We start from the raw sequence: 15,621 nt of genomic DNA on the forward strand, positions 1-15,621 counted from the left end.
AAGTTCATAAAAAGCAATATTTTATATATGTGATTTAACATACTTTTTGATAACTGTATAGATTATTCACTATTAATGATTGAAGCGGGCTGTGTATACTTCAGTAGAATTCTAATTCAACTAAGGGGGTACATAGTATGACGAAGTTTAATAACCTTCGAACGAAGATCATGATGGCCATTCTGATCCTTTCGATGGTGTATCCAGTCATTGCTTTACCATCTGCATCCGCAAGTGCGCCGACTGTTTTATTCGAGGATAATTTTGAAAGCGGTTCAACAAATAGGTGGACGCTTACCGGCGCGGCCAATTCATGGTCGATTGCTACGAATGACACCGACAATGCGGCCAACAAAGTATTTTATCAGAACAATACATCAACAGAAGCTTTTGCTATTGCGAACAATCTAACGGCTGCCGACTATGCGATTGAGGCTAGGGTGAAGCTGACAGATGGAGGCGCATATCCTGGTATAGTGGCCCGATACACAGATGCGAACAATTACTATATGTTCAGAGTCAACAAGACGAGTGAAGCCAGAGTCGAACTCAGCAAAAATGTGGCAGGCGCGTCGACTATGCTTGCGGCTGCTGTCCCTTTTGCCAGCGTATCGAATAAATGGTACACACTGAAGATGGTACTAAAGGGTGCCACAATTCGCTGTTATATCGACGATGTCTTGGTTTTCGATGTGACGGATAGTAAATGGACGACGGGCAAGGTCGGATTTCGTACCAAATGGGGACTGGCTCAGTTTGACGACGTGAAAATCACAGACGCTTCTAACCTACCTGCCGCTCCTGCCAACTTGACTGCTGGGACAGTAACGGCGACGTCGATCCCGTTGACCTGGGATAATGTAGCTGACGCAACGGCTTACCGTGTTTACCGATCGACCAGTGCTAACGATACGTTTGCGCAAGTCTACAAAGGTTCGGCTAACGCCTTCCGTGACACAGGCCTTAATGCGCAAACAACGTATTATTACAAAGTATCGACTGTGGTTAGTGCGCTGGAATCGACATTCTCCACAGCGAAGGACGTTACGACAACTGCGAGAGCAGCCGCTCCGACGGGTCTAACCGCATCGAATCCAACGGATCATTCCATTTCCTTGAACTGGCATGCAACAAGCGGTGCAAGCGCTTATGTTCTTTACCGGGGCGGCAGCGCGTCTGGCCCATTCACGAATGCGGTATACACGGGCACCGACACTTCGTATGTGGATACCAGTCTCCGAATGGGACAGACGTATTATTACAAGTTGTCCTATAAGGCGACGGAAGAAAATGCCTTTGATGAATCGAACCTGTCCGAAGCTGCAAGCGAGACGACCACGGTCACGCCAACCGATTCGGATGATCCAATCCCTAACCCGACGGAGCAGGGGAATATTGCCAACGGCGTCCCTTGGTTAGACACGGACGGCAATGTGATGCAAGCCCATGGCGGTGGCGTCATCAAATCAGGCGACACATACTATTGGTTCGGTGAAGACAAGAGCCACAATTCGGCTGTCTTCAAGGCGGTATCGGTGTATGCATCTAAGGATTTGATCCACTGGGAATTCCGCAACCAGGCGCTCACGATTGCGTCGGATACGGCCAACCTCACCGACGCCAAGATCGAACGTCCTAAAGTGCTTTACAATGAGAAAACGAAAAAGTATGTCATGTGGGGTCACTGGGAAATGGGCAGCAATTACAACGAGGCGAATGCTTATGTGGCTGTATCGGATACAGTCGACGGCAATTACCAATTTGTCGCGAAGTTCAGACCTTTGGCAGATAAAGGGGTATATGAAGCAGATGGCCGGTTAGGTAAGGACAATCGGGATTTTACCGTATTTCAGGACGATGATGGTACGGCGTACTTGATTTCTTCGACGAACGGCAATAAAGATCTCGGTATATATCAACTAACTGAGGACTACACGGGAGTAGAGAAGCCTCTTTATACGCTGTATGCTGGACAAAGAAGAGAAGCGCCTGCCATTTTGAAGAAAGACGGTATTTATTATTTGCTTACTTCCGGCCAATCCGGCTGGTACCCGAATCAAGGGAAGTATTCAACTTCTACCTCAATCAAGGAAAATAAGTGGTCGGATCTGAAGAATTTCGGAGAAAATTCGACCTTTTACAGCCAGCCTTCATTTATTATTACAGTGCTTGGCTCACAGGAAACGTCCTACATTTATGCCGGTGACCGATGGTTCGCAAACCAATTAGGAAGCTCGCAATATATTTGGCTCCCACTTAAGCTTAATACCGAGGGCCAGACCCTTGACATGGAATACAGCGGCAATTGGAGCTTGAACGCCGAGACGGGTATCATCGATCAGTCCCGTTACATCAACGCTTCGCAAGGGAAAACTGCGACGTCGTCAACCGAAAGCGCAGCGCTGCCATCAGCCAATGCGGTTGACGGCAATTATGCCACCAAATTCGATACGGCAAACACCAACGTGCCTTATTGGTGGCAGGTCGATCTTGGCGCCTTGTACGATCTTAGCCGAATCGATTTGAGCTTCCCGCAAGTGAATGGATCTGAAATGTATTTTCAATACATCGTGGAGGGCAGCAAGGACGGAAGCACGTACACCGTGATCTCAAATAACAGCTCGAACAAGCAAGTGGCTTTTACAAGCAACACCTTGTCGGGGATCTACCGCTACATCAAGGTAACGGTCTCAGCAATTAAAAAAGCGTCAGACAATAGCACGCAAACTTGGTCCAAGGGTTTCAATGAAGTGAAAGTTTTTGCGACGAGAGAAGTCTATGAGCCCGGCAAGGTAAAAGGACTCACCTTCTCAGATGCACAAGGCTATTGGAACAATGGCAAGACCATCGTTCACTTCAATGCGCCTTCCGTAGCGGGGAACACGTTCAAATATAAGTTGTCGTCGGATACGAACCCGGTTCCTGCTAACTATTACGGTGACGATGCGTCTTCGTGGTCTTCTATCTTTGATGGTCAAGCCATTGATGCAGCGAACGGCCAGTATATCGCTGTTGCCGAAGTGAACACCAAAGGAAAGATCGTTGCGATTAGCCAAGGTACGGCGATTGTTACTGTCGAGGAAGTTGTCATCCCAGATGCACCGGCTGGTTTAACGGCTGTAGTGAATGGAGCGACGGGAGTTACGCTGAACTGGACAGCTGTACCTGGGGCTCAGAGCTACAATGTTTACCGTGCTGATTCAAAGAACGGAACCTTTAAGAAGATAAACGATTCTGCTGATATTGGCACGAGCTATGCGGACATAGGTTTGATGCTGGATACGGCGTACTCCTATCAAGTGACCGCAGTTAACACAGCTGGTGAGTCGGGCTTCAGCAACGCGGCTGGAGTTGATTTTATCGTGCCTCCAGTTACTGTCGCGAAGTTGGAAGGTGTGCAGTATAGCCAGTGGTACCAAACCCCCGTTACGGTAACGCTGAGCGCAACGGACGATTTTTCAGGTATCGGCAAAACGGAGTATAAGCTCTCAGTCGTAACCGAGTCTGTGTATGGTTCGACGGCTCCGACAGATGGATTTGTTGCATATACAGGACCGATCAAACTAACGGATGGCATTTACACAATCGCATACCACTCCGTTGATAAGGCAGGGAATGTGGAAGCTGATCAATACTTACAGGTAAGAATAGACGCGACTGCTCCAGTTGTGTCGCTGAACGCAAATGGCGCCAATCTAAGCGAAGGAGCTCAGTTTGAGAATGATCAAACCTTAACTCTGGAAGTACAAGCAGAAGATAACCTGTCGGGTGTTAACGGAACCTTCATCCTGCTTGATGGAGAGGCATATGCCGCCGGAACGGCACTTGATTTGACCAGTAAACTCGGTTCGCACACTATTGCAGTTACTGTAACGGATAACGCAGGAAACGAGCGTAAAATACAATATACGTTCAAAGTAAGAACAAGCGTTCACGGGATAAATGAGCTTCTAAACCGTTTCGCAACTTCAGGTGAATTGACGGGTCCTGTGCTCACTCAGCTTGAGAATAGCTTGCAGCAAGCAGAACATCAGCTGAATAAAGGCTCGAAAGACAAAGCGGCGAAGCATATGGGCGATTTCATCAAACATCTGACTAACCAGACATCGATGGATCATGTAACGGAACATGCCGCATCTATACTCAATGCGAGCGCAAATTACCTGATCGCATTGTGGACTGTATCGTAGTGAAATATGAGAAGACGTCGTTATTTCAAACGGCGTCTTCTTTCTTTTCTGGTCGAAATGGACAAAAAGGGATCGTACTTGAATACATATATAAGCAAAAACATAAAGGGGTGATGACATGCGCCCAGGATACGGAATGTTCCAACAGCAAGCCGCAAAAATGCGGTTGACTCCGCAATTGCGAAAAGCCATAACGATTCTCCAGCTATCGACACCGGAATTGCTGGAGGTTATCCAGCAGGAGATGAATGATAACCCGGTATTGGAATTTACTGGAAACGAATGGGATGCTTATAACGTCTCTCATAAGTTCCAAAGTGCAGCAGTCAGGCGTGATCATATCTATGACCCCATACATGACGCCGTATCGAACGAGGTATCCTTGGAAAGGCATTTAAAGGAGCAGTTGGGCTTTTCAAAAAAGATCCAGCCATCCATTCGTAAAATGATCGCGTTTATGATCGGAAATCTGGATAAAAATGGATATCTTGTACCATCCTTAAATGAAATATCCGACGTATTTAAGGTTGATCTTGCTCAAGCGGAGCTTGCGGTAAGGATCTTGCAGGGCTTTGATCCCGTCGGCGTGGGAGCAAGAAATTTGAGTGAATGTCTGCTTCTTCAGGTTCAGTCCTTGTCGGAGTGCTTTCCGTTAGTATCCTTACTAATTCGTAATCATCTGAAGGATGTTGCTGATTATCGCATTCATAAATTGTCGACGATGCTGCAAGTGACATCACAAGAAATTCAGGCTGCGATTGATGTGATCAAAGGATTGAATCCTAGACCCGGTGCAGCATTTCATACAGAAACAGTGCCATATATTATTCCCGAGGTCATCGTCGAAAAGGCAGGCGAACAGCTCACTGTGTTGATTCATCAAGCTGCGTCGCCCCGCCTTTCGGTAAATGGTTATTACGAACGAATGGTGAAGGATAGCAGCGACAATAACGAGGCAACAAAGTTCCTCTTTGGTAAAATAAATTCTGCGATGTTCTTCCTGAAGTGTTTGGAGCAAAGACGTAGGACCATATTCCGCGTAGCGCAAGCCATTGTGGAGGAGCAGACTGATTTTTTCTGGAAGGGGACTTCCCATCTCAAACCGATGACTCTGAAGCATATTGCCGATAAACTCAGTGTGCATGAATCGACGGTCAGCCGCGCGACGTCTGGCAAATATGCTCAAACGCCATGGGGCATCTTCGAGCTGAAGCACTTCTTTCCCTCCGGTTTGCAAATGAACCTTGGAGATCCAGCATCCTCGGAACGCGTAAAAGCGAGAATAAAGGAATGGATCCATGGGGAAAACCATGCGAAGCCTTACTCCGACCAGAAGCTGACAGAGCTAATGATGAAGGAAGGTATTCAAATTTCTCGCCGTACAGTAACCAAATATCGGGAGGAATTAGGCATTTCTTCTTCCCTGAGAAGGAAACGCATATAGTTTCTAAAGGGGTTAAAATCACTTCAACATTTTGGCCCACAAATTCATGTCCTCAAATTTATCGTAGATATCGCAATTTTTCGTTAGTCTGCCGTAATAACCATACCCCATCTGGAAGAAAACGGCATTCATTCCGAATGAAAGGGCTCTGGATAAGGAGTAAGCGCATGTGATGTTTCGCGCGATCAATTCATCTTCCAAAGCATGCATAAGCAGTCTCATGAGTCCTTGATTACGATAAGCAGGGAGTGTGGCGCAATCCGTCATTTCCGCATTGGCGTAGACTGTATTGATCTCTGCGGAGGCGGCGCTAATCAGTTGATGCGGCGATTCAACGAGATAATAAATCGTTCCATCCCACATGGTTTTTTCGACGTACAAAGGATCATTCATCGGTGTCGGGTACGTTTGAAATATTTGATCGTATAAAACAGAAAGCCGCTCTGCATCCTCCGTCCCAGCTATACGCAGTTTACATTGTTCCGGAACCAAGGGCCGATCTGGCTTGAGGGGAAGAGCTAGCACTTGCTTTAGAATGTGATCCTCCTCCATCCAATAATCGCTAGTCCGCCGCTCAAGATCATCATACAGAGCCATACAGTAGGCGTCGCGACCGTTGAAATATCCTTTATAAATTCCCTCCAGCATGCAGCCTTTGGATAGAAAGGTTTGCCAGTCATCCTCTCGCGATTTAATAAACACTTTGGTCAAAGCATTTGCTTTGGCAATTTCCACTATTCGCTTGCAGATGGTATCCACATTTCCCAGATAGTCATCCACCCGTAACCTTTTGTTAAAATAATCGAGGCAAAAGCTTACACTAAAATCCTCGCCATTTTCCACATGATTTGTATACGTTGGGAGATTACTTGGCATCCAGCATTCCCCTTTCTCCCTAAAATCGTTCCATTCAGCTATCTGCAAAAATGGTGCCAACTGTAAACCGAGACTACGTTAGTACATCGTGCGCGCAATACCGTATGAATTATTAATTTTGCTGCCAAAAAAATAGCAACTGCAAAATTTTTGGCGGCTTTTCCCGCGAAAATTTACCCTGAAAGAAGTCTAGATGCTTATTTCGAAAAGTTGGCATCTATTTTGCATAGTAATCAGGTAGCGATAAGAATGTTCTATATATAAATATATTCTGGGGTCCCCGCAAAGTAATAGGACTAAGCTTCGAAGCATTACTTCACTTTGTGGGGTACATTGAGGAGGCGGACGAATATGAATTGCATGTGGTGTGAAACAGAGGATATCCGTGAAAGCGTGAAAGATTGCTACTGGGTCATGCCGGATGGGAGAGTTGCGGTTCAGATTTTGGAAGTCCCCGCTATCGAATGTTCCAACTGCGGGACTTACGTATTGGAGAGCACCGCGCAGCAAATCGAAGAGACACTTTATTGGCATGATGTGTCTGCGCTTGGAACGACATTTCGCTATGGAGATCTGTTGAAGGCTCCGCGGGTTAAGAATATGTTTCTCAAATAAAACCGTAGCGATGGTTAACAATGGGGGGTGCTTTATGACGCGGGAGCATTTAATCAAGCCGGTTTTGGATCACCATTATCCCACCATTCAATATGGAAAAGGCGTCTTTTTGTACGATGATCAAGGCAAAGCCTATATAGACGCATCCTCGGGGGCTGTGACAGCCGGAATCGGGCACGGGGTTCAAGAAATCATCGATGCGATGCTGGAGCAGGCGAGCAAGGTCTCTTTTGTCTACCGCTCTCAGTTTACAAGTGAACCAGCCGAAAAGCTGGCGAAGAAGCTGAGTGATTTGGCGCCAGGCAATGATTACTGGGCTTTCTTTGTGAATAGCGGATCGGAAGCTACGGAGACGGCGATGAAGATTGCCATTCAGTACTGGCAGGAGAAGGGGCGTCAAGGAAAAAATAAAGTTATTTCACGACGGATGAGCTATCACGGTATTACGATGGGCGCTCTTTCGATGTCAGGCCATGTCCTTAGAAGAAGAAGATTTATTCCCTTATTAGAGGACTATCCGGTTGTCGTGCCCCCGTATTGCTACCGCTGTCCTTTGAATAAGACCTATCCGGATTGCAAGTTAGCATGTGCGGACGATTTGGAAACCGCTATAAAGCGGATCGGTGCCGAACATATTGCTGCATTTATTGCAGAGCCGATCATTGGTGCTGCTGGAGGTGCTATTGTTCCACCTGAAGGATATTACAAGAGGATCAAGGAGATCTGCGAACGGAATGAGATACTATTCATCGCCGATGAAGTCATGACGGGGATTGCCCGTACAGGAGCTATGTTCGGCATGGAGCATCATGGCGTCGAACCGGATCTGATAGCTCTAGGAAAAGGCATGAGCGCCGGATATACGCCGATGGCGGCAGCTCTGGTCAAAGATCACGTAATGGAACCCATTTTGAAAGGATCCAAAAGCATCATGTCTGGCCATACTTACAGCGCAAATCCCCAATCGGCTGCAGTTTCACTGGCCGTTCTCGCCTATATCGAAAAGCATCAGTTAGTCACGGAAGCAGAGATCAAAGGCAGCTATTTGCTGGGCAAGATGCGCCAAATGGCTGACCAGATCGAGATCATCGGCGATGTAAGGGGCCAAGGACTTCTTCTGGCCATGGAATTTGTTTCCGATCGGACCGACAAGCTGCCATTTCCATCTGGGCTAGGTGTCACCTCTCGAATCGTCGAAAACGCCTTTCAAAACGGTCTTCTCGTATATCCTGCGGCAGGCGCGGTGGACGGGGTAGGGGATGCCATTATTTTGGCCCCTCCTTTCGTGATTACAGAAGAAGAAATCGACCAGCTCGTGCGGATTTTGGATGAATCCATTCGGGAAGTCATGGCCCAGGTTACCCGATCCGAATTGGAGGAGATATGATGGAGCTGCATGAGAACACACATTCGGTCATAGGCGGAAAGGTAAAGACATTGGAAGATGCGCTTCAAGCGATAACCGATGGATGTACGCTGATGTATGGCGGGTTCGGCGGCATTGGAACGCCTCCGACGATGATCGAAGGAATTTTGCAAAAGGGGATTAAAGATCTCACGATCATTGGGAATGATACCGGGTTTCCGCATATCGGCATTGGTAGCTTAATCACAGCAGGCAGAGTAAAGAAGGTGATTGCCTCCCATATCGGCTCCAATCCTAACGCCGGCCTAAGGATGGAGGAAGGGACGATGGAGGTGGTGTTTTACCCGCAAGGAACGTTAGCGGAAAAAATTCGGGCAGGCGGCGTAGGTCTTGGCGGGATATTGGTGGATGTCGGTGTCGGAACGATCATGGAGCAGGGAAAGGCGACCGTGTCCATCGACGAGAAAAAATATCTGGTGGAGCCGGCTTTGACGGCAGACGTTGCTATTGTTCATGCTAAAAAAGCCGATCCGTACGGGAATCTTGTCTATGATAAAAGCGGCAGAAATCTAAATCCATTGGTCGCCATGGCCGGGAAATTTACGATTGCTGAAGTCGATGAGATTGTACCGCTAGGCGAGCTGAACCCCGAAAACATTGTAACGCCAGGCATTTTCGTGGATATGGTGATATTGAGCAGAGGGGTGACTTGGGAATGGGTATGGGAAAAGAAACCCGCGTCCGAATAGCTAAGCGGGCTGCTCAAGAATTAAAGGATGGCATGGCCGTCAATTTAGGAATCGGCATCCCGACCCAGGTTGCGGATTACGTTCCTGAAGGTATTCACGTCGTTTTTCATGCGGAAAATGGGATATTGTGTGCAGGGGGAGCCCCGCTTCCTGGCGAAGAAGATGCTTTTCTCTGCAACGCGGGAGGATACCCCGTCACGATTACCAATGGAGCTTCCTACTGCGATAGCAGCATTGCTTTTGCGATGATTCGCAGGGGATGTATCGATATCACAATACTTGGGGCGTTAGAGGTCAGTGAGCGCGGGGATTTGGCCAATTGGATCGTACCGGGGAAGCGGGTGGCAGGGATCGGAGGGGCGATGGAGCTTGCGCAAAAAGCCAAAAAAGTCATCGTTCTTATGAACCATGTCAACCGGCAGGGGGAATCCAAGGTTAAAAAACAATGTGACTTGCCGCTAACAGCGCAGGCCTGTGTCAAATTGATTATTACGGAAATGGCCGTGATGGAGGTCACGGAGCAAGGATTGCTTTTAAAAGAAATCATGCTGCCTTATACGGTAAAAGACGTTGTAAATCACACGGAAGCTGCATTAATCATTCCGGAGAACATCTCGTACATTCCATAATCGTGTGTTACAGACTCGTATTCATATGCCTATCTGAAGGAGGGAATTTCTTTGCCCAATCTGAACGCTGAACTCCAAAAGCAAATTCATGAATGGATTAGTCTTCATCGTGAAGAAGGAACCTGTTTTCTGCAGAAGATGGTCAGAATCCCCAGCACGCAAGGCAATGAGAAAGAGGTTCAGGTCTTAATTGCCGATAAATTTCGCGAGTTGAGATTAGACGTTGATGTCTGGGAGCCAGATGGAGTGACCCTGGAGACACATCCTTATTTTTGTTCTCCTAGAAACCGTTTTACAGGCAGTCCCAATGTAGTTGGCGTAATGAAAGGTTCTGGAGGGGGACGTTCTATCCTACTCAATGGACATATCGATGTCGTTCCGGAAGGAAATCGGGATCAATGGACAGATGATCCTTTTAGTGGCAATGTGGTGGACGGGAAGCTGTATGGACGCGGGGCAACGGATATGAAAGGCGGAAATCTCTCTCTACTTCTTGCTGTTGAGGCTATTCAGAGTCTTGGTATTAAATTGAAGGGTGACGTCATTGTGCAAAGCGTCATTGAAGAGGAAAGCGGCGGGGTAGGGACATTGGCTGCGATTGTGAAGGGATATCGAGCAGATGCGGCCCTTATTCCGGAGCCTACCAATTTACGCATATTTCCGAAGCAGCAGGGTTCAATGTGGTTCCGTATTGAGGTCAAAGGCCGTTCTGCGCATGGCGGAACCAGGTACGAAGGGATTAGTGCCATTGAGAAAAGCATGATCGTGATGCAGCATATCCGGGAGCTTGAGGAGCAAAGAAATGCTCGGATCTCGGATCCTTTGTACGCTCAAAACCCCATTCCAATCCCTATTAATATAGGTGTCATTCATGGAGGGAATTGGCCTTCATCTGTACCGGACACCGTAAAGTTAGAGGGAAGAATGGGCGTTGCACCTGAGGAGAAGCTTGATGAGGCTAAGAAGGAAATGGCCCGGTGGATGGAGGGGCTTAAGGAAAAAGACCCTTGGTTTGAAGAACATCCGTCTGTAGTTGAATGGTTTGGAGCCCGGTGGGTCCCAGGCAGCGTCGATCCGGGGCATGATTTGATGCGAGTTCTGATGGAGCAATATCGAGAGGTTAAGCAAGAAGAACCTACGATTGAAGCATCGCCATGGGGAACAGACGGCGGTTTGCTCACGCAGCTCGGCGAAACGCCTTGTATTGTTTTCGGTCCAGGTATCACACAAGTGGCTCATTATCCTAATGAGCACATTGTGCTGGATCATGTGTTTGAAGCAGCGGAGATCATCGCATTGACCCTGATTCATTGGTGTGGTTTTGACGGAATGGAGGCATAGAATGGATCAGAACCCGAAACGGACGAAATACATTGATATGAAGACGGCGATCCCGGGGCCTCAGGCTCAGATATTGCTGGAGCGGCGCATGGCGAATATCCCTAGAGGTCCTTTCAATACGGTTCCTACCTTTGCGGCCAAAGGGGAGGGGGCGCTGCTTACAGATGTTGACGGGAATACCTTTATCGATTTTGCCGGTGCGATCGGCTCCTTAAATGTCGGTCATTGTCCGCCCAAAGTCGTGGAAGCGCTGAAGGCCCAGCTAGACCAATATCTTCACCCTTGCTTTCATGTCATGATGTATGAGCCTTACGTAGCATTGGCTGAGAAACTCAACGCGCTAACCCCGGGGGACCATAAGAAGAAAACGTTCTTCTTGAACAGTGGTGCGGAGGCTGTTGAAAATTCGGTGAAAATTGCACGTAAATATACAGGGCGAAGAGCCGTGATTTCCTTTGAACGCGCCTTTCACGGCAGAACCTATATGGCGATGTCTTTAACTAGCAAAGTAAAACCTTATAAGAATGGTTTCGGCCCTTTTGCGCCTGATACGTACAAAATGCCCTATCCTTACTACTATCGTGCTCCTTCCGGGATGTCTCCGGATGAGGAGGATGATCAGATTTTGCAGAAATTCGAGGGTTTTTTCCTGGCTGAGGTCCCGGGTGAAGAGGTTGCTGCTATCATATTGGAGCCGGTTCAAGGAGAAGGTGGCTTTGTCATCCCATCTGTCCGGTTTATTCAAGGTGTGAAGGCGTTATGCGAGAAATACGGTATTCTGCTAATTGCCGATGAAGTGCAAACGGGATTCGGACGGACAGGGAGAAACTTTGCCATGGAGCACTACGGAGTTGTGCCGGATCTGATGACAATGTCCAAATCAATTGCCGCCGGCCTCCCGATTAGTGCTGTGACCGGACGGGCAGAGATCATGGACGCGCCCGGTATCGGTGAAATCGGGGGTACCTATGGAGGCAGCCCGCTCGGCTGCGTAGCTGCATTAAAAGTAATTGAAATGCTAGAGGAGGATCGGCTGGCTGAACGTGCTGTATCCATTGGGTCAGCGGTCAGCGAACGTTTTCTCCGGCTGCAGCAGGAAGTTGGCTGCATTGGCGACGTACGTACATTGGGCGCGATGAGTGCGATTGAGCTGGTGAAGGATCCGGTGATGAAAGAACCAGATAAAGAGCTAACAACTCGGATTTTACAGGAGGCGCATCAACACGGAGTCATCGTGATGGGGGCTGGTCTATACAGCAATGTGATTCGCATTCTAAGTCCGCTGGTCATTACGGATGAGCAGCTTGCTGAGGGCTTGGATGTTCTGGAGCAGGCTGTTAAGGCGTGTACCGGTAAGAATAGTCCTTCATAAGCCTATGCTTTCGATGTCAGTTTTGCTTAAGCAAAACTCTAACAAGGAAGGAGGTTGCAGCATGAGGAAGCATCTATTTATCGATGGGGAATGGGTGGAAGCGGGCGAGTATCGACCCTTATTCTCTCCCTACAGTGGTGAACAAATCGCTGAGGTCGCTTGGGCAGTAGCAGCCGAAGTTGAGTGTGCGATTGAGGCCGCTGAAAGAGCCAGGCCTACAATGGCTGGTATGCCGGCGCATGAACGGGCCGCTATTTTAGAGAAGCTAGCTTCTTTAATCCGAGAGAAGTCGGAAGAGTGCGCCCGTCTGATTGCGCTTGAAGCAGCTAAACCGCTAAAAACGGCGAGGCTCGAGGTAGAAAGAACGATCGCAACCTACAAATTTGCCGCTGAAGAGTCGAAGCGGATTCATGGCGAAACGATCCCCATGGATGCTGCCCCCGGAGGAGAGGACCGTGTTGCGTATACGATCCGTCAACCCTTGGGGGTCGTTGCGGCTATCACGCCATTCAACTTTCCGATGAATCTGGTTGCGCACAAGGTTGGCCCTGCCATAGCTGCGGGCAACACCATCGTACTGAAACCGGCAGGTCAAACTCCTTTATCCGCTTTGTTTTTGGCAGAGCTTATGCAGCAGGCTGGTCTTCCGGCAGGGGCTCTAAACGTGGTTACTGGCAGCGGAAGCGTGATTGGGGACTGCCTGGTGACAGATGAAAGAATTAAGGCTGTGACTTTTACTGGAAGTCCAGAGGTAGGGATCGCAATCCGCAATAAGGCAGGAATGAAAAAGGTGATTTTAGAATTAGGGTCCAACTCCGCTCTCATTGTGGATCAAGGGGTTGATGTGGATGCCATGATCGCAAGGGCGGTCACAGGCGCTTTTTCCTATGCAGGTCAGGTTTGCATCTCCCTTCAGCGTATATATGTTCATGAGCAGTTTTTCGATGAATTCGTCAAGAAATTCGTAAAGCAGACAGCGACGCTTCAAATAGGTGATCCTTTGGATCCCGCTACGGATGTATCTGCTTTAATCGGTCTTCGTGACGTTGAGCGTTCTTTGCAATGGATCACAGAAGCTGAGAAGCTTGGTGCCATAGTCGCGACTGGTAACAGGAAAGACGGGAATATCGTCCATCCTACAGTACTGCTTCATGTTGATGCTACATCTAAAATATCGTGCCAAGAAGTATTTGCCCCAATTGTGATGATTAATAAAGTATCGACGATAGAGGAAGCCGTACGGTCGGTTAATGACTCCAAATATGGACTCCAAGCGGGCATTTATACAGAAAATATCCGAACGGCGCTTACCGCTGCCGAAGCTTTAGAGGTAGGGGGCGTCATGATTAATGACATTCCCACGTTCCGTGTGGACCATATGCCGTATGGAGGCGTTAAGGAAAGCGGGACTGGGCGTGAAGGCGTTAAGTACGCCATTCAGGAATTGACGGAGTTGAAATTGATTTGTTTTAAGAAGTAGGCGACACATGGGAAAAAGACCTCACCCACGCGAAAGATGATTGACGTGGGCGAGGTCTTTTTGTAACGCTTAATTCTCTGTATCTGGAATACTCTCTTTATCCTCCTTAATCTCTTTCTGCTGAGCTTTCATCAATTTATCCTTCATTTCATCTCTCTTTGGCCGACGATCCTTCAACGACGCGTGCTCCGGTGTATCCTGATAAATTTTCCTTCTGCCAATCCGGCGCAAATTTTCTGGCACTAGGTTAAATTTTTCATCTTTCATGAGCGCAATAATTCCAGTGCTTTCCGGCTGTTTCTCGATGCCGAATATTTCGTTGAAATATTCGTCTGCACGGCCCGGCATATAGTTTTTCGGCTCGGGGTAACCAACGATGACACCTTCGTAATTACGCAGAATGACCTTATCCTGGCTTTGTGAGATCAAATAGTTGGGCTGAAGTGCAATTTTCCCGCCGCCTCCTGGAGCATCGACGACGAAGGTTGGTACCGCATACCCGGAGGTGTGGCCGCGAAGCGATTCGATAATTTCCAAGCCTTTGGAAACAGGTGCCCGGAAATGACCGATTCCTTCGGATAAGTCGCATTGATAAATATAGTAAGGACGAACACGAATTTTCACAAGATCATGCATGAGCTTTTTCATAATATAGGTGCTGTCGTTAATACCGGCCAGAATTACCGACTGATTGCCTAAAGGTACTCCGGCATTCGCTAGCATTTCGCAGGACTTTTTCGCTTCGTCCGTCATTTCCAATGGATGATTAAAATGTGTATTCAGCCAAACCGGATGATATTTTTTGATAATGCTGCACAAATGCTCCGTAATCCGCTGCGGGAAAACAACCGGGGCTCTCGTACCGATACGAATGATCTCGACATGGGGAATCGCCCGTAAATTTTTCAAGATATACTCCAAAATATTGTCGTTAATTAATAGTCCATCCCCGCCAGAAAGCAGTACGTCACGCACCTCCGGCGTATTTCGAATATAAGCAATCGCATCATCCAATTGTTTTTTGGGAACCCCCATGCCCACCTGACCGGAGAAACGGCGGCGAGTGCAGTATCTGCAGTACATCGAGCATTGATTCGTTACCAAAAATAGAACCCTGTCAGGGTACCGATGTGTTAAACCAGGGGTAGGGGAGTCTTCATCCTCGTATAGAGGATCCTCGAGATCATACTTAGTTTTCAATAATTCAGCGGATATGGGAACAGATTGCATACGGATCGGGCATCGTGGGTCATCTGGATTCATCAATGATGCGTAATAGGGGGTAATATTTAATGGAATGGTTTGCGTTGAAATCCGAACGCCATCTTCTTCCTCGGGGGTTAAATTCACTACTTTCTTCAGATCTTCCAGAGTACGAATGGTATGTGTCAGCTGCCAAAGCCAATCATTCCACTGTTCATCCGTTACGTTTTTCCATAGCTCAACTTGCTTCCAGTCACGTCGTTCCATTATTGCACCTCCAGTAATGATGCCTTCTTATAATAGGAAGATGCAAAAAGCGTGCCAACATTTCGCCGCAAACTGAAAAGCAAAAAAGA

Annotated in this window: 11 protein-coding genes; 9 read left to right on the top strand and 2 right to left on the bottom strand. The window is 47.8% G+C overall.

Features of this window, described 5'->3' with window-relative positions:
• The first annotated feature begins 137 nt into the window (after nucleotides 1–137).
• Together AC58UU_RS24480 and rpoN are read left to right on the top strand one after the other, a co-directional pair.
• On the top strand, nucleotides 138–4,190 hold the full coding sequence (locus AC58UU_RS24480; RefSeq protein ID WP_497319555.1) for an FIMAH domain-containing protein: 4,053 nt from the start codon (nucleotides 138–140) through the stop codon (nucleotides 4,188–4,190).
• A gap of 118 nt (nucleotides 4,191–4,308) precedes the next feature.
• Nucleotides 4,309–5,634, top strand: a complete 1,326-nt coding sequence (rpoN, locus tag AC58UU_RS24485) for an RNA polymerase factor sigma-54 (protein WP_497319557.1) — start codon at nucleotides 4,309–4,311, stop codon at nucleotides 5,632–5,634.
• A gap of 18 nt (nucleotides 5,635–5,652) precedes the next feature.
• Here rpoN and ablB read toward each other — a convergent pair whose 3' ends face one another.
• Nucleotides 5,653–6,510: a putative beta-lysine N-acetyltransferase gene (gene ablB / locus AC58UU_RS24490; protein WP_497319559.1), complete on the bottom strand. Its 858-nt coding sequence runs from the start codon at nucleotides 6,508–6,510 to the stop codon at nucleotides 5,653–5,655.
• Between the two features lie 351 nt (nucleotides 6,511–6,861).
• Here ablB and AC58UU_RS24495 point away from each other — a divergent pair, with 351 nt between their 5' ends.
• The 7 genes from AC58UU_RS24495 to AC58UU_RS24525 all read left to right on the top strand — a co-directional run bounded on the left by AC58UU_RS24495 (nucleotide 6,862) and on the right by AC58UU_RS24525 (nucleotide 14,062).
• A complete protein-coding gene (locus tag AC58UU_RS24495) occupies nucleotides 6,862–7,125 on the top strand; it encodes a YokU family protein (RefSeq protein WP_497319561.1) in 264 nt (87 codons plus the stop codon).
• 34 nt (nucleotides 7,126–7,159) lie between these two features.
• Nucleotides 7,160–8,512, top strand: coding sequence for an aspartate aminotransferase family protein (locus AC58UU_RS24500; RefSeq protein WP_497319563.1), 1,353 nt, complete (start codon nucleotides 7,160–7,162; stop codon nucleotides 8,510–8,512).
• Nucleotides 8,509–9,240 (top strand): CoA transferase subunit A, encoded by a 732-nt coding sequence (locus tag AC58UU_RS24505; protein ID WP_497319564.1) that lies wholly within the window; start codon nucleotides 8,509–8,511, stop codon nucleotides 9,238–9,240. The genes AC58UU_RS24500 and AC58UU_RS24505 overlap by 4 nt, the downstream gene beginning before the upstream one ends.
• Nucleotides 9,207–9,869 carry a 3-oxoacid CoA-transferase subunit B gene (locus AC58UU_RS24510; protein WP_497319565.1) on the top strand — a complete coding sequence of 221 codons (663 nt, stop codon included), beginning with the start codon at nucleotides 9,207–9,209 and terminating at the stop codon, nucleotides 9,867–9,869. The genes AC58UU_RS24505 and AC58UU_RS24510 overlap by 34 nt, the downstream gene beginning before the upstream one ends.
• Nucleotides 9,870–9,929: 60 nt before the next feature.
• Nucleotides 9,930–11,210, top strand: a complete 1,281-nt coding sequence (locus tag AC58UU_RS24515) for a peptidase (protein ID WP_497319732.1) — start codon at nucleotides 9,930–9,932, stop codon at nucleotides 11,208–11,210.
• A gap of 1 nt (nucleotide 11,211) precedes the next feature.
• The gene (gene gabT, locus AC58UU_RS24520; RefSeq protein ID WP_497319567.1) at nucleotides 11,212–12,582 is read left to right on the top strand and encodes a 4-aminobutyrate--2-oxoglutarate transaminase; all 1,371 of its coding nucleotides are present in this window, start codon (nucleotides 11,212–11,214) and stop codon (nucleotides 12,580–12,582) included.
• Between the two features lie 61 nt (nucleotides 12,583–12,643).
• Nucleotides 12,644–14,062, top strand: coding sequence for an aldehyde dehydrogenase family protein (locus AC58UU_RS24525; RefSeq protein ID WP_497319569.1), 1,419 nt, complete (start codon nucleotides 12,644–12,646; stop codon nucleotides 14,060–14,062).
• A 69-nt stretch (nucleotides 14,063–14,131) separates the two neighbouring features.
• Here AC58UU_RS24525 and kamA read toward each other — a convergent pair whose 3' ends face one another.
• A complete protein-coding gene (kamA, locus tag AC58UU_RS24530; RefSeq protein WP_171644015.1) occupies nucleotides 14,132–15,532 on the bottom strand; it encodes a lysine 2,3-aminomutase in 1,401 nt (466 codons plus the stop codon).
• Nucleotides 15,533–15,621: the final 89 nt, after the last annotated feature.

This window comes from Paenibacillus sp. JT22N1, assembly GCF_059692155.1.